Source organism: Aliivibrio fischeri (genome assembly GCA_038993745.2).
Lineage (GTDB): Bacteria > Pseudomonadota > Gammaproteobacteria > Enterobacterales > Vibrionaceae > Aliivibrio > Aliivibrio fischeri_B.
Genome location: CP160629.1, coordinates 870,848 through 891,118, shown reverse-complemented (window position 1 = coordinate 891,118; position 20,271 = coordinate 870,848). Strand labels below are relative to the sequence as shown.

The following is a 20,271-nucleotide window of genomic DNA, read 5'->3' as shown; positions in this document are numbered from 1 at the left end:
TTAACATTTATGCAACTTTTGATGTGAGCAACATCTCTTTATTGAGCTAAATATATAAACTTCACTCTATTTATAAGTAGATGAAAATCACGTTAACCCCATATAATATAAGGAAACAGACCAGAAACTCAGCCGCAGTATACGATGTGAAACATCTTATTACAAACCCATAAACAAAACTTACATCACACCACAGAAAATTAACTTTTTTTTCATTAAAAATATAAACAAGTGCACACATAAGCGCACAAAAATTGACTTTAGCCCGTGTAATGGGTACAAAGTTGTCACTCTCATATCCGGGATAGAATAAAAATATAACAAAAGGAGAATGTTATGGCAGATAAAAAGGCAACACTTCATATTGAAGGTCAATCGCCTATAGACATGCCAATCATGGATGGAACGATTGGTCCAGAAGTGATCGATGTGCGTAAATTAGGAGCGAATGGTTACTTTACTTTCGATCCTGGTTTTCTTGCCACTGCATCTTGTGAGTCTCAAATTACCTATATCGATGGTGATAAAGGTGTTCTATTGCACCGTGGTTTCCCTATTGATCAGTTAGCTAACAATGCAGATTACCTTGAAGTCTGTTATATCCTTCTAAATGGCGAAGCGCCAAACAGAGAAGAATATGAAACGTTCAAGGACATCGTAACTCGCCACACAATGGTACATGAGCAAATTTCAAGTTTCTTCCATGGCTTCCGCCGTGATGCTCACCCTATGGCCGTAATGTGTGGTGTTGTAGGAGCACTGGCTGCTTTCTATCACGATTCTTTAGATATCAATAACGATGAACACCGCGAAATTGCTGCATTTAGATTACTATCAAAAATGCCAACTCTTTCAGCAATGTCTTACAAATACTCAATTGGACAACCGTTCATCTATCCTCGTAATGATCTGACTTACGCAGAAAACTTCTTACACATGATGTTCGCTAATCCGTGTGAAGAATATGAAGTAAACCCTGTTGTTGCACGAGCAATGGATAAAATCTTTACGCTACATGCCGATCACGAACAAAATGCATCAACATCAACCGTTCGTTTAGCTGGTTCATCAGGTGCGAATCCATTTGCTTGTATCGCTGCTGGTATTGCTTCTCTATGGGGACCTGCTCATGGTGGTGCTAACGAAGCATGTTTACGTATGCTTGAAGAAATCGGCTCTGTAGACAACATTGATGAATACGTTGCAAAAGCAAAAGATAAGGATGACCCATTCCGCCTAATGGGCTTCGGTCACCGTGTTTATAAGAACTATGACCCTCGTGCAACCGTAATGCGTGAAGCATGTCACGATGTTCTAAAAGAACTAAACATTAAAGATCCACTACTTGATGTCGCAATGGAACTTGAACGTATTGCACTTTCTGATGAATATTTTGTATCTAAGAAATTGTATCCAAACGTAGATTTCTACTCAGGTATTATCCTAAAAGCAATTGGTATTCCTGTATCTATGTTTACGGTTATCTTTGCAATGTCTCGTACTGTTGGCTGGATTGCACACTGGAGCGAAATGCACAGTGATCCAACAAATCGTATCGGTCGTCCTCGCCAACTTTATACAGGTGAAGAACTACGCGAGTTTAAACCGCTTCATGAGCGTGAATAATGTCGGTTTAAATCGTTAGGCCTATGAACAAAAAGGTTGATGTAAATACATCAACCTTTTTTTATATCACCGTATTGATAACTCAAAATAGACTATACTGGGTTATCGATATCAATAAACTTAACATCAAACCCATGCTCTTTTTCTAACCACTCACCTAGCGCTTTAACACCATAACGCTCTGTTGCATGATGACCTGCAGCAAAATAGTGAATCCCTAGTTCACGAGCAATGTAAGTCGTACGTTCCGAAATCTCACCCGAAATAAACGCATCCATCCCCTGTTGAGCCGCCAATTCTATATAATCTTGGCCACCACCAGAACACCAAGCAACCGTTTTAATCGGCTTGTCTTGTGTTGGTTTAATATGCAATGGTTCGCGATTTAATACTTGCTGAATACGCAGTGCAAATTCTTCGCCTGATAGCGTTTCAGTCAGCTCTCCCTTCATAGCGATCGATTGTGGTGTCGCTTCTAGCCCTTCCACATTTGAGATCGAAAATAAACGAGCTAGCTCAGCGTTATTACCCAACATTGGATGAATATCTAAAGGCAAATGGTAAGCAAATAGATTAATATCATTTTGAATTAATGAACGAATACGCTTACCTTTCATTCCAGTGATTAGCTCAGCTTCCCCTTTCCAAAAATAGCCATGATGCACAAGTAATGCATCTGCATTTTCTTCAATAGCGGCATCAATTAAAGCTTGAGATGCAGTAACCCCTGTTACGATCTTTTTTATCTCATTTGAACCTTCAACTTGAAGACCATTTGGGCAATAATCTTTAATTAATTGAGGTTTTAACTCTGAGTTTAATAATTGTTCTAACTGAAAATTATTCATGTCATGACCTTCTTATCAAAAAAAAGCAGCGACATGCGCTGCTTAATTTGTATTACTTAAAAAATTATAAACCGGCTTCTTTAAACACGTTACTTACAATTTCTTGAGCTTCTTGTTCAATCAGTGCTAAGTGATCAGCACCTTTAAAACTTTCACAGTAAATCTTATAGATCTCTTCTGTGCCTGATGGACGAGCAGCAAACCAACCATTTTCAGTTGTTACTTTTAGTCCACCAATTGCTGCACCGTTACCAGGAGCATGTGTTAAACGAGCTGTGATCTCATCACCAGCAAGCATTGTTGCTGAAACCATTTCTGGTGATAACTTACTTAGCACGGCTTTTTGCGCTTTGTTAGCAACCGCTTGAATACGATTGTAGCTAGATTCGCCATGCTGAGCAGCCAGTTTGTTGTAGTATTCTTGTGGATTCATACCGGTAACCGCTGTGATTTCAGCCGCAAGAAGACACAAAAGAATACCATCTTTATCAGTTGACCAAGGCGTACCATCAAAACGTAAAAAAGAAGCCCCTGCACTTTCTTCACCACCAAAGCCTAAAGAGCCTGCATATAAGCCATCTACAAACCACTTAAAGCCTACAGGCACTTCACACAAATCACGGCCAAGATCAGCAACTACTTTATCGATAATTGCAGAAGATACTAATGTTTTACCAACAGCAACTTCAGGTTTCCACTCTGGACGATGACGGTATAGATAATCAATACATACCGCTAAGTAGTGATTTGGATTCATTAAGCCCGATGGCGTTACGATGCCATGACGGTCATAATCAGGATCATTACCAAACGCTAGGTCATATTCGTCTTTTAATGATAATAGACCAGCCATTGCATAAGGAGACGAGCAGTCCATTCGAACTACACCATCTTTATCTAGTGACATAAACTGGAATGAAGGATCAATCGCTTCACTCACCAACGTTAAATCAAGATCAAAAGCTTGGCCAATTTGACGCCAATACTCAATACCAGAGCCACCTAATGGATCAACACCTAATTTTAGATTTGCTTTTTGAATCGCTTCAATATTGATAACATTTTTTAAGTCATCAATATAAGGCTGCACTAAATCCATTTGCTTTACTAAATCAGATGACATCGCTTCAGTAATTGATACACGTTTAACATCTTTTAATTCATTCGCAATTAATTGATTTGCACGATTTTCAATTGCTGTCGTCAGCTCACCCTCGGCAGGACCACCATGAACAGGATTATATTTAATACCGCCATCTTGAGGTGGGTTATGAGAAGGAGTTATCACAATGCCATCCGCTTTATCTTCACACTTAACATTGTGCGTTAAGATTGCATGCGAGATACCAGGAGTAGGTGTGTAGCCATTATTTTCTTGAATGATCACTTCAACGCCATTAGCAACAAGTACTTCAATAGCCGATGTGAATGCAGGTTCAGATAGCGCGTGGTATCTTTACCTAAAAATAATGGACCCGTTACGCCATTTTCTTTACGTACGTCAGCCACAGCTTGAGCTATCGCCCAAATATGATGTTGGTTAAACGTCGCTTTATCTGCCGTACCACGGTGGCCAGAAGTACCAAATTGCACTTGCTGATCAACATTTGTTGGGTTCGGTTCTAATAAGAAATAATTAGCAACTAATGATGGGATATTGTGTAAATCTTCTTGCTGAGCTTTCTGCCCAGCACGAGGATGTATAGCCATTTGACGATTCCTTGTGACAAATTATGATTTGAGTTATGACTCAAAAAATTAGATCGCCGCACACACTTTTTCTGTTAAATCATGTTGGAAGCCCATTCGCTCCATTAATAATTCAACCATGTGGCGCTTGCGATTAGTATTTGTATTTGTGATTACCCAGAATGGAGTACCTACAATTTCACGAGGCTTTGTCGTTTTACCGCTCGCGATTAATGTCTCTTGATTGTCAGCAAAATAAACTCGAGTACGGCCTTTTACTTCCGTTGCTTCAGAGAAAGCTTTTGAGTCAATTTTATATAATTCAGATAATACAGTTAAAAAGCGATCGATCGCTTTATCTAATGCTGAGAATTCATCAGAGATTAATAAGGTACGCACCGCTTTAACGCGATCTACCGATGCCTCTTTACCAGCATCTTTACTGACTACAATGCCTTTTTTCTGTACTTCAACAGGAGCAGAAACAGCAAGGTCTGAAGGTGATGACTGCATTAAGAGACGACGTAAAATATCAGAGGCACTTTCACCGATGTGTTGAGTTTGGCTCGCAATAAAGCGGTATAGTTCTTCGTCTACTTCAATTGTCTTCATTATATGGTTCGTATTCTATAATCTATTTATGAAGGCACGATTATACCCTGTAAAATCGTGATACTCTACGACAAACCTAACACAACGATAGAAAAATGATGTTACTTAACTATAAAGAACAAGGAAATGGGGATCCTTTGATCCTAATTCATGGATTATTTGGAAGCTTAGACAACTTAGGCCTTCTTGCTCGACAATTTGAAACAGAATATCGAGTGATCAGTGTTGATCTTCGAAATCACGGTCGTTCATTCCACTCGGATATTCATAATTATCATGAACTTGCAAACGATCTTGTTAATTTATTCGATCATTTATCTATCACTTCAGCGCATATTGTTGGCCATTCAATGGGTGGGAAAGTAGCAATGGCGCTAGCGAGTCAATCACCACAATTGATTCAATCTCTATCAATTTTAGACATGGCTCCTGTTGCTTACCCTGAGAGAAAACATGATGCTGTATTCTCAGGTTTGCACAAGATCCTTAATAATAAACCAACAACACGTAAAGAAGCAGACGACTTACTTGCCACCTCTATTGTTGAGCCTGGTGTTAGACAATTTTTAAGTAAATCGCTATATAAAGAACAAGAGCACCTTGCTCTTCGCTTTAATGTGAATGCTTTATTTGATAATTACGCACAGATTATTGGCTGGGATAATATTCCCGCTTTTGAAGGTGATGTTATCTTTATTAAGGGACAAAACTCAGACTATATTTTAGCTGAACATCAAGCGAATATTATAAGCCAATTCCCAAATGCCAAAGCGCACATTGTTAACGGAACTGGACATTGGTTACATGCAGAAAAGCCTGAAACAATTTATCGAGTCATAAAACGCTTCATTGAAAAAGTGACAAATCGATAATCCATACCAACAAAGACAAAGCTATGATATAGTTTTGCAAAATTATTCGATCAGATATAGGTCGCTTACTTAAGATAAGGGTGATTCATGCTTTATGAACATTTTGATCTCATTGAATCTATTGGTTTAGATTTATTGTTTGCCTCGATATTCTTTTTTATCGGTATGGCTATTAAAGATGTATTAAAGCAAGCAAATGTTCCCCCTTTCGGCCGTAAAATTGTATGGCTTGTTCTCTTTTTAGGTTGTGCAGGCTTTATTGCTAAAGGACTCATCCAGCTGAGCTGGGAAGGTTCTGGACTCAATTAAATTGACTGATCTAACACCATTTATTTTTATTTAATATAGACAATACAGGTATTCATCATATGGCAAGTGTAGGACTCTTCTTTGGCAGCGATACAGGTAACACTGAAGCTGTTGGCAAGATGATTCAAAAGCAGCTTGGTAAAAAGCTAGTTCATGTACAAGATATTGCTAAAAGCAGCAAAGAAGATATCGATAATTTCGATCTACTTCTATTAGGTATCCCTACATGGTACTACGGTGAAGCTCAATGTGATTGGGATGATTTCTTCCCTGAACTAGAAGAAATTGACTTTTCAACAAAGCTAGTTGCTATTTTTGGTTGTGGTGACCAAGAAGATTACGCTGAATACTTCTGTGATGCGATGGGTAATATCCGTGATATCGTAGAAGCAAAAGGCGGTACTATCATCGGTTACTGGCCAACTGAAGGTTATGAGTTTGAAGCGTCTAAAGCATTAGTAGATGATGATAACTTTGTTGGTCTATGTATTGATGAAGATCGCCAACCAGAGCTAACTGAAGAGCGTGTTACTAAGTGGGTAAACCAAATCCACGAAGAAATGTGCTTAGCAGAATTAGAAGACTAATATTCTAATTCCTATAATGCTCTCTGCCTATCACTCATTTAGTGTAGGGAGCATTATCTAAATTCTGGTTTCTTCCTTACATATAATGTTCTATTTACCCTAGCAACTACCTTCCCTTTTTTATCATAAATATATACTTCAAATTGCGGAAAATGCTTTTCCCCTTCTTTTGTTGCTTGTTTGATTTCAACTAATTGTTCATCTGATATCACAAACCGAGCGTGTAAATCAGTGGTTCCTGGTGAAATAAAATCTATTTCAGATTGTTTATCCCATACATAATATTCATCTCTTAATATGCCCATTAACATGAGAGAGAACACAGGATCGGTCATAGAAAAAATACTGCCACCATACTGAGTTCTATTAGCATTTCGATTCCAAAAGCGGTCTTTCAGAATCACACTTACTTCTTGAAAGTCTGATGAAATATTTTCGATTGAGATCCCAGCCCCCCAAAATGGAGGCCAAATATTTAATGCCCTTTTTACAATTTTTGGGGTAAAGTAACGATACATATTTAATCTCTTTAATTCTGGTCAGACCTCATAATAGTTTCTTTGTTAACAAAAGATCAACATCTATTTTTTTGTAAGAGATCTTGCATATAAGGTTTCAACTGAATTGAATGTTCCCTATAATTAAGTGATTAAAACTGCACAGGAAATCGATGCAGAAAGCCAAAACAGGAAAAGTCGATGTCAGATAATAACCAAGCTCTAAAAAAAGCCGGTTTAAAAGTAACCCTTCCGCGCCTTAAAATTTTAGAAGTGCTACAAGAACCAGAGTGCCAACACATTAGCGCTGAAGATTTGTATAAAAAGCTGATTGATATCGGTGAAGAAATCGGACTTGCAACTGTTTACCGTGTATTAAACCAATTTGATGATGCTGGTATCGTCACTCGCCACCATTTTGAAGGCGGTAAATCAGTTTTTGAATTAGCAACTCAACATCACCATGATCATTTAGTTTGCTTAGATTGTGGAAAAGTAATTGAGTTCTCGGATGAAACAATTGAGCAACGTCAAAAACAAGTTGCAGAAAAGTACAATGTCCGTCTAACGAATCACAGTTTGTACCTATATGGTCACTGTATAACGGGTGATTGTGCTGATAATGATGATGCACACAACGCTTAATTAATCGCTTTTTGCGACAAGCTCATATAAAAAAACCAGCATTTTCATGCTGGTTTTTTATTAGCTAGTAATGATTAATTAACCAGCCCAAGTATCACGTAAACCTACAGTACGGTTAAAGACTAATGCATCAGCACTTGAGTCTTTGTTATCTGCACAGAAGTAACCTGTACGCTCAAACTGATAACCAACTTCAGCTTCTGCTGTTGCTAAACTAGGTTCAACAAAACCATTTTTAACCACTAAAGACTCAGGGTTGATTGTTGCAGCAAAATCATCCGCAGCACCTGGGTTTGGTACAGTAAATAAACGATCGTATAAACGAATTTCAGCTGGTAATGCTTTATCAGCAGAAACCCAGTGAATAACACCTTTAACTTTACGACCATCTGCAGGGTTTTTACCTAACGTATCTTCATCGTAACTACAGAAAATCGTTGTGATATTACCTGCTTCGTCTTTTTCAATACGGTTAGCTTGAATAACGTAAGCACCACGTAAACGAACTTCTTTACCTAGCACTAAACGCTTGTATTTTTTGTTCGCTTCTTCGCGGAAATCATCTTGTTCAATATAAACTTCACGAGTAAATGGTACTTCACGAGTGCCCATTTCAGGTTTATTTGGATGGTTAGCAATATTTAGCGTCTCAACCTTACCTTCTTCGTAGTTTTCAATCACAAGTTTCACTGGCTCAAGAACAGCCATTGCACGAGGTGCTGATTCGTTTAAATCATCGCGAATACAAGACTCAAGAGAGCTGAATTCAATCATGTTTTCTTGTTTCGTTACACCGATACGCTTACAGAACTCGCGAATTGATGCAGAAGTAAAGCCACGACGACGTAAACCAGAAACAGTAGGCATACGTGGGTCATCCCAACCATTTACTAATTTCTCAGTCACTAGTTGGTTCAGCTTACGCTTAGACATTACCGTATATTCAAGATTTAGACGGCTAAATTCATATTGACGCGGTTGGCAATCAATTGTGATGTTCTCTAGTACCCAATCGTATAAACGACGGTTGTCTTGGAATTCAAGCGTACAAATAGAGTGCGTAATGCCTTCTAACGCATCAGAAATACAGTGTGTGAAGTCGTACATTGGGTAAATGCACCACTTATCACCAGTTTGATGGTGAGTAGCAAAACGTACACGATAAATAACAGGATCACGAAGTACGATGAATGAAGAAGCCATATCAATTTTAGCTCGTAAGCAAATTGTGCCTTCTTTAAATTTACCATCACGCATTTGTTCAAATAACGCTAGGTTTTCTTCTACGCTACGATCACGGTACGGGCTGTTTTTACCTGGCTCTTTTAGAGAACCACGGTATTCACGCATTTGCTCAGGAGTTAGCTCATCAACATACGCTAATCCTTTTTCAATTAATTCAACAGCATAACCATATAGCTTATCAAAGTAGTTTGAAGAATATTGAATATCTCCACTCCACTGAAAACCTAACCAGTTAACGTCATTCTTAATAGACTCAACGTATTCGATGTCTTCTTTCTCAGGGTTTGTATCGTCAAAACGAAGATTACACTGACCCTGATAATCTTGAGCAATACCAAAATTCAAACAGATAGATTTTGCGTGTCCGATATGCAGATAGCCATTTGGCTCTGGCGGGAAACGAGTATGGACACTGGAATGTTTACCAGACTTTAAATCTTCATCAATAATTTGACGGATAAAGTTGGTAGGACGAGTTTCAGTTTCACTCATCTAAAGCACCTCATTGGTATTAGTATTGTCAGAAAGAACAGATTGTTCATATCTCCCTATGATCCACAATTATGGGCAGATACTCAATATATAGAATCAAATAGTTTGGTTATTTATATAAAAAAAGCCGCTCTAAAGAGAGCGGCTTGTTGATTTTGAGTTAATTACTCAATAATTATGGTAGTGCAACTGCTGTTAGGTCTTCAGAAGCTGGGATTTTTTTCATTTCGCCAGCTACGATTTCAGCAAGAGGACCAAGGATAACTTGAACGTTGTTTGAACCAAGTTTAACCACACCCATTGCACCTAGAGCTTTAAGTTGCTTCTCGCTGATTACGCTAGTGTCTTTAAGAGTTAGACGTAGACGAGTGATACAAGCATCGATGTTTTCTAGGTTTTCGTGACCACCTAGAGCTTTAAGGTATTGTTTAGCTAGCTCACCAGTTTCTTTAGAACCACCAACTGTTGAACCTTCTTCGTCTTCGTCGTCTTCACGGCCTGGAGTCTTAAGGTTGAACTTAACGATTACAGCGCGGAATACGAAGTAGTAGATTGCGAAGAATACGATACCTTGGATAATTAGCATGTACCAGTTAACAGCTAGAGGGTTACGAGTAGAAAGTACCATATCTACAAGACCAGCTGAGAAACCGAAACCTGCAATCCATTGCATAGATGCTGCGATGAATACAGAGATACCTGTTAATGCTGCGTGAACTACGTATAGTGCAGGAGCAAGGAACATGAATGAGAATTCTAGAGGTTCTGTTACACCAGTGAAGAATGATGCGAAACCAGCAGCAATCATGATAGATGCAACTTTTTCTTTGTTCTCAACTTTAGCAGTATGGTAGATAGCTAGTGCTGCACCTGGTAGACCAAACATCATGATTGGGAAGAAACCAGCTTGGTACATACCTGTAACACCTACAGTTGCAGTACCTTCAGCGATAGACTTAGCGCCACCTAGGAAGTTAGGAATATCGTTAATACCCGCTACGTCAAACCAGAACACAGAGTTAAGTGCGTGGTGAAGACCAACAGGGATAAGTAGACGGTTGAAGAATGCGTAGATACCAGCACCAACAGAACCCATACCTTGGATTGATTCACCAAAGTGTACTAGGCCGCCGTAAATTGCAGGCCAGATGTACATAAGTACAAACGCAATTAAGATACCTGCGAAAGAAGTTAGGATAGGTACAAGACGCTTACCTGAGAAGAATGCAAGTGCTTTATGCAGTTCTACAGAAGAAAAACGGTTGTAGATTTCAGCAGATACGATACCAACTAGGATACCAACAAATTGGTTATTGATTTTACCAAATGCAGCTGGAACTGCAGCGGGATCAATACCCTGAATTTGAGCAACTGCTCCTGGTGAAAGAAGAGTAGTAACAACTAAGAAACCAACAAAACCAGAAAGTGCAGCTGCACCATCTTTATCTTTAGACATACCATAAGCAACACCTACTGCGAACAGTACTGACATGTTGTCGATGATAGCCGCACCAGCTTTGATTAAAAACGCTGCAAGTGCACTGTTGCCACCCCAAGCTACCGGGTCAATCCAGTAACCAATACCCATTAAAATTGCTGCTGCAGGTAATGTAGCAACTGGTACCATCAGTGCCTTACCTACTTTTTGAAAATATCCTAAAATATTCACCTTTAGATTCCCCCTATAAGGATTTTAGATTTTTTTTGAATAACTTAACCTGTTCTTCACAAAACTTATTTCGTTACTCGTTATAAACAGGGTCAGTGTAAGGGATTAATTTCGCCCCGCAAATTAAAAGCTAACGTATTGTGATCATTATCACCTGCGGAAGGAATATTTAGGGTATTTTGCTAGCGAGATCATAAAACTTATTTTATCATTCGAAAGAATAAAGCATCAGGAATAAAATTTGGTGCATATTATGACCAAATTTTGTCATTACTGAACGTAACATTTAGGTATTCTGAGTGTACCGCTCAGTAAGCAGTTCTATTTTCACCTGCTTAAAAATTTCAACGAAAAAAGTTTATTTTTTTCGTACTCTAAATTATAACCAAAGGATTCAAGCTATGTATGCGCTAACTAACTGTAAAGTTTATACAGGTAACGATGTTCTTACTGACCATTCAGTAATCATTAATGGAACAGAGATTGAAGCTGTTTGCCCAACATCAGAACTACCAGGTGGTATTGAGCTAAAAGACTTAGATGGAGCGATTCTAAGCCCAGGCTTTATCGATCTTCAGCTTAATGGTTGTGGTGGCGTAATGCTTAATGATGAAATTACAGCAGAAACCATGCAAATTATGCATGAAGCAAACCTAAAATCTGGCTGTACTAGCTTCTTACCAACATTGATTACTTCTTCTGATGAAGATATGCGTGCGGCAATCGAAGCTGCTCGTGAATACCACAGCAAATATCAAAACCAATCTTTAGGTTTGCACCTAGAAGGTCCATACCTAAACGTAATGAAAAAAGGCATTCACAGCGTTGATCATATCCGTACGTCAGACTCAGACATGATCCAACTTATGTGTGATAACGCAGACCTAATCGCAAAAGTAACGCTAGCGCCAGAGCAAAATGATCCTGAGCATATCGAGCGCCTTCATAAAGCAGGTATCGTGGTATCTATTGGCCACACAAACGCAACTTATGCTGAAGCTCGTCAAGGATTTGAGTCAGGTATCACTTTCGCAACTCACTTGTTTAATGCAATGACGCCTATGGTTGGTCGTGAGCCTGGTGTTGTGGGTGCAATTTATGATACTCCAGACGTTTATGCTGGCATCATTGCTGATGGTTTCCATGTTGACTATGCAAACATCCGTATTGCACACAAAATAAAGAAAGAAAAACTAGTATTAGTGACCGATGCCACAGCTCCTGCAGGTGCTGACATGGAATACTTTATTTTTGTGGGTAAGAAAGTATATTACAAGGATGGCAAATGTGTTGATGAAAATGGCACATTAGGTGGCTCAGCTCTGACTATGATTGAAGCAGTTCAGAATACAGTTGAGCACGTTGGAATCGCTTTAGACGAAGCACTACGCATGGCGACTTTATATCCAGCTCAAGCTATGGGCTTAGATAATAAACTTGGCCGCATTAAAAAGAACATGGTTGCTAACCTTGCTATTTTTGATCGTGACTTCAATGTAAAAGCGACTGTTGTGAACGGACAATACGAGCAAAGTTAATATGACTGGCGGACAAATTGGTAATGTAGATCTAGTAAAACAATTAAACAGTGCGGCTGTTTATCGTTTAATCGACCAAAAAGGTCCGATTTCTCGAATTCAAATTGCAGATGTAAGCCAGCTGGCTCCTGCAAGTGTTACCAAAATCACCCGTCAACTATTAGAGCGCGGCTTAATAAAAGAAGTCGCGCAACAAGCATCTACTGGTGGTCGAAGAGCTATCTCCTTGACCACTGAAACCTCCCCTTTCCACTCTATAGCAGTACGTCTAGGACGAGATTACATTCAACTGAGTTTGTTTGATCTTTCGACTAAAGAGCTGGCTAGCGAATACCAAGAATTCCATTATAGCAATCAAGAACATCTACTAGATGGGCTGAAATTACTATTGGAAGGCTTTATTTCAAAAAACCAAGATACAATTAAGCAATTAATTGCTATCGGCATTACTCTTCCTGGTTTAGTTAACCCTGAAACGGGTGTGGTTGAATACATGCCAAATACCGATGTAAACAAGCTACTTCTAGCGGATTTCATCAAAGATAATTTTAATACTGAATGTTTTGTAGGTAACGATGTTCGTGGCCTTGCACTTGCTGAACATTACTTTGGTGCTTCACAAGATTGTTATGATTCGATCTTAGTCAGTGTTCACCGTGGTACTGGTGCAGGTATTATTGTTAATGGCAAAGTATTTTTAGGTCATAACCGCAATGTAGGTGAAATTGGTCATATCCAAATTGACCCTATTGGTGATAAATGCCAATGCGGTAATTTTGGTTGCCTAGAAACCGTTGCTGCTGACCCAGCAATCATTGCACGTGTTGAGTCCTTATTAAAACAAGGCTATCCATCAAGTCTTTCTCAACTACCAAAAATCACCATGACAGATATTTGTCATGCTGCAAATCATGGCGATGAGCTAGCGACTCAAACAATATTGCGTGTAGGTAATCAATTAGGTAAGGCTATTGCGATGACAATAAACTTATTTAATCCTCAAAAGATCGTTATCGCAGGTGCAATTACCCATGCAGATAAGATCCTATTTGCTGCAATTCGTAACTGTATTAAGAATCAATCATTAACTACTTTCCATAAAGATCTACCAATTGTTGCTTCTGAGTTATACGACCAACCAACGATCGGGGCATTCTCTATGGTAAAACGTGCGATGCTTAATGGAGTCTTGTTACAAAAATTACTCGATGAATAATCACGAGTCTCTATTCGCGTGTTATTATTCTAAGGGTTGCTATTAGCAGCCCTTTTTTTCGATTACCATCAGGAACATGAGTATATGGAGTTACTTTTTATCATTGCAGCGTTTGTAATGGGATTTATTGCTTTAAAAATTAACCTACCGCCTCTTGTCGGTTTTTTATTAGCTGGATTTGGTTTACACGCCCTTGGTTTTCAATCTAATGACGCTCTTGAGACATTTGCCGATCTCGGTGTCACCCTATTACTTTTCTCCATTGGCTTAAAATTAGATATTAAAACATTACTTGCTAAAGAAATTTGGTTAGGCGCTACACTTCATAATGTCTTTTCAACTCTGTTTTTTACCTTTGCATTATTAGGGCTTAAACTTCTTGGCATCAATATGCTTGCCAACATAGAGACAGCTCAACTGGTACTCTTTGGTTTTGCACTCTCTTTCTCAAGTACAGTATTCGCAGTAAAAGCATTACAAGAAAAAGGTGAAATGAATGCAACCTACGGTACCTTAGCCATTGGTATTCTTGTTATGCAAGATATCTTTGCGGTTGTATTTTTAACTGCATCAACGGGGAAAATTCCAGAAATTACCGCGCTCGCTCTTTTTGCATTACCTTTGTTTAGACCATTGTTTTTTAAACTACTCGATTGGGCTGGGCACGGTGAAATGCTGGTCCTTTACGGTATTTTCTTAGCATTAGTTGCTGGGGCTGGTACTTTTGAATTAGTAGGTATGAAACCGGATCTAGGTGCACTTATCTTAGGAATGCTATTAGCTGGACATGCAAAAGCCTCAGAATTATCTAAATCACTTTTTAATTTAAAAGAAGTTCTACTCATTTGCTTCTTTTTAAATATTGGCTTGTCTGCCGCACCAACGGTTTCAGGTCTTGGACTCGCTCTGATCCTTATTTTACTGTTACCAGTTAAAAGCTTCTTATACTTCATTATTATTAATAAATTCAAGTTCCGAGTGCGAACCTCATTACTTGCCTCTCTAACCCTATTTAATTACAGCGAATTTGGGCTTATTGTTGGCGGTCTTGCCTTTAAAATGGGATGGTTACCAGCAGATACCTTAGTTGCCATTGCTATTGCCGTCTCCATCTCGTTCATTATCTCTGCACCATTAAATAATTTTGGACATACCATTTACCAACGTTCTCGTCATTGGTTAAAAGAACATACTGCTGAACGATTAAATCCGATGGATAAGTTAATTAATCCCGGACGCGCTCAAATTCTGATTTTAGGTATGGGTCGCATTGGTAGTGGCGCCTATGATGAACTAAAAGAAAAATATGGTGACATTATTTTAGGTATAGAATTGCGTGAAGAATCAGCAAAACAGCACCAAGAACTAGGAAGAAATGTGATTTCTGGTGATGCAACCGACCCTGATTTTTGGGAACGTATTCTTTCAACTTCGCACGTAAAATTAGTTTTATTAGCAATGCCCAATCACCAAGGTAATCAATTTGCACTTGAGCAACTACAAACTAGAAACTATCAAGGACAAACCGCTGCAATCGCAGCATACAATGACCAAATTGATGGATTAATTGAACAAGGTGTTGATGCTGCATTTAATATTTATCACGAAGCAGGCAGTGGTTTTGCCCGTCATGTAAGTGAACAGTTAGATCCACAATTTAATCATCATAAAGATTACATAACGCATTAATTTATCGTTAATTTATTTCATTCAAATAATGAAGAGAGCGCAGCATCATTTGTTGTGCTCTCTTTTTTTATCTCTTTTATCTTCAGTAATTATACCTTTCAGTTCAAAAAAGCAGCACCAAGTAACGATTCAATAAGAAAACCTTCATTTTGTTAAAAAATATCTAATCATGGGTCGTATTTGTGAATTTATTTGTATTTCTGGGTTGATTTTTTTAGCGGTAATGGCAAATTGTATTCAGGACAATAATTTAAGACAAAAATTAAGAAGAGTAGAAGGAACTTATTTATGTGCTCAATTTTCGGAATTCTAGATATTAAAAGCGATCCAACTCCACTAAGAACTACCGCTTTAGAAATGTCTAAAAAGTTACGCCATCGAGGTCCAGACTGGTCAGGTATCTATTCATCTGACAAAGCAATTTTAGCGCATGAACGTTTAGCTATCGTTGGTTTAAACAGTGGCGCACAACCTCTTTATAGCGAAGATAAAAAGCACATTCTTGCTGTTAATGGTGAAATTTATAACCACAAAGAGCTTCGCGAAAAATACGCAGATAATTACACATTCCAAACTGATTCAGATTGTGAAGTTATTTTAGCGTTATATCGTGAAAAAGGAGCTGATCTACTCGAAGATTTAAATGGTATTTTTGCCTTCATTCTTTACGATGAAGAAAAAGATGAATATTTAATTGGTCGTGACCATATTGGTATTATCCCTATGTATCACGGTTATGATGAACATGGTAACTATTATGTTGCTTCAGAAATGAAAGCATTAGTTCCTGTATGTAAATCAATCAGTGAGTTTCCTCCTGGCCACTTCTACTCATCAAAAGATACAGAACCAACACGTTATTATTTACGTGATTGGATGGATTATGATGCAGTTAAAGATAACCCAACAAGTAAAGAAGACTTAACCCAAGCACTTGAAGATGCTGTAAAACGCCAATTAATGACAGATGTTCCTTATGGTGTACTTCTTTCTGGTGGATTAGATTCATCTATTACGTCTGCCGTAGCTAAACGTTTCGCAGCGATGCGTATTGAAGACGATGAAAAGTCGGAAGCATGGTGGCCTCAACTGCACTCTTTTGCTGTTGGCTTAGAAGGCGCACCAGATCTAAAAGCCGCTCGTGAAGTTGCAGATAAACTGGGTACGGTTCACCATGAAATGACTTACACCATTCAAGAAGGTTTGGATGCGATTCGTGATGTTATTTATCATATTGAAACCTATGATGTAACCACTATTCGAGCATCAACACCAATGTTCTTAATGGGTCGTAAAATCAAAGCGATGGGCATCAAGATGGTACTTTCTGGTGAAGGTGCAGATGAAATCTTTGGTGGCTACCTCTACTTCCATAAAGCACCAAACAAAAAAGAGTTCCATGAAGAGACCGTTCGTAAACTACTTGCTTTAAACATGTTTGATTGTGCTCGTGCGAATAAATCACTTGCAGCTTGGGGGTTGAAGGTCGTGTTCCATTCTTAGATAAAGAATTTATTGATGTGGCTATGCGTTTAAACCCACAAGATAAGATGTGTGGTAATGGAAAGATGGAAAAACACATCTTACGTGAATGTTTTGAACATTATTTACCTGAAGCTATCGCATGGAGACAGAAAGAACAATTCTCTGATGGTGTTGGATATAGCTGGATCGACACATTACGAGAAACCGCAGAGGCAAAAGTAACAGACCAACAAATGGAATCAGCAAAATTCCGCTTCCCGTATAACACGCCAACAACAAAAGAAGCGTATGTTTATCGAGAAATCTTTGAAGAGTTATTCCCGCTAGAAGATGCAGCGAAATGTGTTCCTGGTGGTCCGTCAGTTGCTTGCTCATCAGCTAAAGCAATTGAATGGGATGAATCTTTCCAGAACTGCGTAGATCCGTCAGGTCGTGCTGTTCAAGCCGTTCATAACGAAGCATACGATTAATGCACTAGCACCATTTTAATGTAATAAAAAAGCGTCTTATAGGCGCTTTTTTTATGCATCAATATTCAATATCTGAGTTAGGTATTTTAATTTCTACTTTTTTATTAATTAACGTTATTAAGAGGATGGAACGTTTTTCACCATCAGCTTCTTTATAAATCGCTTCAATACCGCTATACGGTCCTTCTTTTATCGCTACTTTTTGTCCAGCTTCAGGTAAACACTCTAATTTCTCTTTATTATTATTTTCATCGAGCGCTTTTAATGAGTAAATCAAGTCACCTTGCAGAACCTTTGGCTGAGCACCAAATCGAATAAAATCACTAACTCCACGAGTAGAGCGAATAGAAGTAAACGATGGACCTACCTCAAAATCAAAATAGATAAACATATAGCATGGAAATAGTGGTTCTTTTACTTGTTTTCTTTTTCCTCGAACAATTTTCTCTACAACGATCTCAGGATAAAAGCACTCTACCATTTGATTTTCTAAATGTAGTTTTGCTCTCTCTTGCTCACCGCGTTTGCAATAAAGTAAATACCACTGTTTCATAACTCAATACCTAACCAAACCAACTGAAGATCATAGCATGTCAAATCATTCAAAAAAATGATTTCCTAGTAAAAATCAATAGTTGCACGCACAACAAATGTTAAATATCGATAAATAACCAAAATTACATCTAAAATCTAAATATCAACACAAAATTAAAATAAAAAACCAATAAACTAAAACAAAAAAGAACTTAAACCTACAAGTAAAAACAAAAACAGAGTATGATAATGTTGCCAATTTAAAGTGTTTCCAAACATTTCAAAGAGTTAAAATGTTACGCAAATCACATAAAAATGTACGACATTGCAGTAACGACATTCAAAGCGTATAAATTTACGCTGTATAAGAAGAATAATATTCCATTATAAAAGAGAACATTATGTCAAATAACAACAAATTACTTATGGGACACCCTCAAGGGTTGTTCTTACTTTTTGGAACAGAGCTTTGGGAACGCTTCTCCTATTACGCAATGCGCGCTATCTTGGTTCTATATCTCACAGATAGAACCATCAATGGTGGTATGGGTTGGACAGTAAAAGATGCATTAAGCCTATATGGTACTTATACCGCCCTTATGTACATCACCCCTCTCATTGGCGGATGGTTAGCTGATAATTACTTAGGCCAACGTAAAGCATTATTAATCGGTGGTTTCTTAATGGTAATTGGTCAATTTACTTTGGCTTTACCGCACGATTTCCTTCCTTTTTCTGTCGAAGCCTTATTTTATACCGGTCTTGGCTTTCTAATCGCTGGTAATGGTTTATTTAAACCAAATGTTTCCACAATGGTTGGCGATTTATATGAAGATGGCGATCATCGTCGTGATGGCGCATTTACTATCTTCTACATGGGTATTAACTTAGGTTCTTTACTTGCTGGTGTTGTATCAGGCTCTGTAACTGGAGTATGGGGATGGAAAGCTGGTTTTGTTGCAGCTGGTATCGGTATGATCATCAGTTTGATCATCCAAAGTCTTTTTGCCCAACGCTTCTTAGGTGACATCGGTGTTAGACCTGCAGCACATATCGCAAAAGAAAACGCAAAAGCAGCTGGTAAATCAAGCACCGCGTTAACTAAAGAAGAAATTGACCGACTAAAAGTGGTCATGATCATGGGCTTATTCGTTATTGTTTTCTGGGCAGGCTTTGAACAAGCTGGTGGCCTGATGAATGTATATTCACAACAATACACAGATAGAATGATTGGTTCTTTTGAAGTTCCTGCAGCTTGGTTCCAATCGTTAAACCCGTTCTTTATTATTGTTCTTGCTCCTATCATTGCTGGAATATGGGTTAAACTCGGTCCAAAAGAGCCAAGCTCACCAGTTAAATTTGCGATGGCTCTATTCTTCTTGGCTATGGGTTTCGTATGTATGGTTGGCGCAGTACTAGAACAAGGTGGCGACTTAACCGTTAAAACCTCAATGCTTTGGTTAGTTGGCGCGTATTTCTTCCATACTTTAGGTGAACTGTGTTTATCACCAATTGGTCTTTCATTAGTTACTAAATTAGCTCCATTACGTTTAGCTTCATTAATGATGGGGACTTGGTTTGGCTTCAATGCTATCTCTAACTACATTGCAGGCTTAGTAGGCTCTCATGTTGAAAGCTTAGGTGCTCTAGATATCTTTGCTGGTATTGCTATCACGGCAACAGTTTCTGGTGTTCTTCTTCTGATAATTTCAGGTACGCTTATTCGTTGGATGCACGGTGCTGAAAAAGCTCATTAATCGGTAATTCCAAACTGAATATCAAATATTCAGAATACGATTTAGCACAAAAAAGGCAGCCTTCATGGCTGCCTTTTTATTGTACCAATGAACTGATTAACTAAATTGGTACAACTAAATATAACTCTACAATGTGATTCTATCTCGGTTTTTCTCAACCAGTTTATCCCCAATACCTTTAACTTTCGTTAAATCATCAGCTTTGACAAACTTGCCGTTAGCATTACGGTAATCAATTATCGCTTGAGCTTTTAATTCTCCAACACCAACCAATAACGTTTTTAGCTCTTCAGCTCCTGCTTGGTTGATGTTAACCGTTATTTCAATACCTTCATGTGTATCGCTTTTTGTTACTTCTGCAGCTACTGAAGCAGAGAAAAGTGTTAGTGTTAACATCAAGGTACTGAGTAAAGTGAGTATGCGTTTCATTATGTATCCTTTTTAAAATGAAAAAATGATGATTGATACATCAGAAAACAACACCTATTCAA

At 38.3% G+C, this 20,271-nt stretch carries 16 protein-coding genes and 2 pseudogenes; 10 read left to right on the top strand and 8 right to left on the bottom strand.

Annotated features, from left to right (window positions below; genetic code table 11):
- Nucleotides 1-336: 336 nt before the first annotated feature.
- Complete coding sequence (locus tag AAFX60_004405) at nt 337-1,626, top strand: citrate synthase (GenBank protein ID XDF78403.1); 1,290 nt, start codon at nt 337-339, stop codon at nt 1,624-1,626.
- Between the two features lie 92 nt (nt 1,627-1,718).
- Here the strand turns inward: AAFX60_004405 and AAFX60_004400 are convergent, their stop codons facing one another.
- The 3 genes and pseudogenes from AAFX60_004400 to seqA form a co-directional block, all read right to left on the bottom strand.
- Nucleotides 1,719-2,474, bottom strand: a complete 756-nt coding sequence (locus AAFX60_004400) for a Nif3-like dinuclear metal center hexameric protein (protein XDF78402.1) — start codon at nt 2,472-2,474, stop codon at nt 1,719-1,721.
- Between the two features lie 64 nt (nt 2,475-2,538).
- A pseudogene (gene pgm / locus AAFX60_004395) lies at nt 2,539-4,184 on the bottom strand (phosphoglucomutase (alpha-D-glucose-1,6-bisphosphate-dependent)).
- 48 nt (nt 4,185-4,232) lie between these two features.
- A complete protein-coding gene (seqA, locus tag AAFX60_004390; GenBank protein ID XDF78401.1) occupies nt 4,233-4,775 on the bottom strand; it encodes a replication initiation negative regulator SeqA in 543 nt (180 codons plus the stop codon).
- A gap of 95 nt (nt 4,776-4,870) precedes the next feature.
- On the opposite strand from seqA, the gene AAFX60_004385 reads away from it, so the two are divergent.
- From AAFX60_004385 to fldA, 3 genes are all read left to right on the top strand, one after another.
- A complete protein-coding gene (locus tag AAFX60_004385) occupies nt 4,871-5,647 on the top strand; it encodes an alpha/beta fold hydrolase (GenBank protein XDF78400.1) in 777 nt (258 codons plus the stop codon).
- 87 nt (nt 5,648-5,734) lie between these two features.
- Nucleotides 5,735-5,956, top strand: coding sequence for a DUF2788 domain-containing protein (locus AAFX60_004380; protein ID XDF78399.1), 222 nt, complete (start codon nt 5,735-5,737; stop codon nt 5,954-5,956).
- A gap of 59 nt (nt 5,957-6,015) precedes the next feature.
- On the top strand, nt 6,016-6,543 hold the full coding sequence (gene fldA, locus AAFX60_004375) for a flavodoxin FldA (GenBank protein XDF78398.1): 528 nt from the start codon (nt 6,016-6,018) through the stop codon (nt 6,541-6,543).
- A gap of 53 nt (nt 6,544-6,596) precedes the next feature.
- On the opposite strand, the gene AAFX60_004370 is transcribed toward fldA, so the two are convergent.
- On the bottom strand, nt 6,597-7,061 hold the full coding sequence (locus tag AAFX60_004370) for a hotdog fold domain-containing protein (protein ID XDF78397.1): 465 nt from the start codon (nt 7,059-7,061) through the stop codon (nt 6,597-6,599).
- 180 nt (nt 7,062-7,241) lie between these two features.
- Here AAFX60_004370 and fur point away from each other — a divergent pair, with 180 nt between their 5' ends.
- On the top strand, nt 7,242-7,685 hold the full coding sequence (fur, locus tag AAFX60_004365; protein ID XDF78396.1) for a ferric iron uptake transcriptional regulator: 444 nt from the start codon (nt 7,242-7,244) through the stop codon (nt 7,683-7,685).
- 78 nt (nt 7,686-7,763) lie between these two features.
- Here fur and glnS read toward each other — a convergent pair whose 3' ends face one another.
- Nucleotides 7,764-9,422 carry a glutamine--tRNA ligase gene (gene glnS, locus AAFX60_004360; protein XDF78395.1) on the bottom strand — a complete coding sequence of 553 codons (1,659 nt, stop codon included), beginning with the start codon at nt 9,420-9,422 and terminating at the stop codon, nt 7,764-7,766.
- 175 nt (nt 9,423-9,597) lie between these two features.
- Complete coding sequence (gene nagE / locus AAFX60_004355) at nt 9,598-11,091, bottom strand: N-acetylglucosamine-specific PTS transporter subunit IIBC (GenBank protein ID XDF78394.1); 1,494 nt, start codon at nt 11,089-11,091, stop codon at nt 9,598-9,600.
- A 401-nt stretch (nt 11,092-11,492) separates the two neighbouring features.
- Here nagE and nagA point away from each other — a divergent pair, with 401 nt between their 5' ends.
- The 4 genes and pseudogenes from nagA (at nt 11,493) to asnB (ending at nt 17,489) form a co-directional block, all read left to right on the top strand.
- Nucleotides 11,493-12,629, top strand: coding sequence for an N-acetylglucosamine-6-phosphate deacetylase (gene nagA / locus AAFX60_004350; protein ID XDF78393.1), 1,137 nt, complete (start codon nt 11,493-11,495; stop codon nt 12,627-12,629).
- Nucleotide 12,630: 1 nt separating this feature from the next.
- Nucleotides 12,631-13,845, top strand: a complete 1,215-nt coding sequence (locus AAFX60_004345) for an ROK family protein (GenBank protein XDF78392.1) — start codon at nt 12,631-12,633, stop codon at nt 13,843-13,845.
- 84 nt (nt 13,846-13,929) lie between these two features.
- On the top strand, nt 13,930-15,534 hold the full coding sequence (locus AAFX60_004340; GenBank protein XDF78391.1) for a cation:proton antiporter family protein: 1,605 nt from the start codon (nt 13,930-13,932) through the stop codon (nt 15,532-15,534).
- A 288-nt stretch (nt 15,535-15,822) separates the two neighbouring features.
- Nucleotides 15,823-17,489, top strand: a pseudogene (asnB, locus tag AAFX60_004335) (asparagine synthase B).
- A gap of 58 nt (nt 17,490-17,547) precedes the next feature.
- Here the strand turns inward: asnB and rfaH are convergent.
- Nucleotides 17,548-18,042 carry a transcription/translation regulatory transformer protein RfaH gene (gene rfaH, locus AAFX60_004330; GenBank protein ID XDF78390.1) on the bottom strand — a complete coding sequence of 165 codons (495 nt, stop codon included), beginning with the start codon at nt 18,040-18,042 and terminating at the stop codon, nt 17,548-17,550.
- A gap of 382 nt (nt 18,043-18,424) precedes the next feature.
- Between rfaH and AAFX60_004325 the strand changes: the two genes are divergently transcribed.
- Nucleotides 18,425-19,780, top strand: coding sequence for a peptide MFS transporter (locus tag AAFX60_004325; GenBank protein XDF78389.1), 1,356 nt, complete (start codon nt 18,425-18,427; stop codon nt 19,778-19,780).
- Between the two features lie 126 nt (nt 19,781-19,906).
- Here AAFX60_004325 and AAFX60_004320 read toward each other — a convergent pair whose 3' ends face one another.
- Nucleotides 19,907-20,200 (bottom strand): ComEA family DNA-binding protein, encoded by a 294-nt coding sequence (locus tag AAFX60_004320; GenBank protein XDF78882.1) that lies wholly within the window; start codon nt 20,198-20,200, stop codon nt 19,907-19,909.
- Nucleotides 20,201-20,271: the final 71 nt, after the last annotated feature.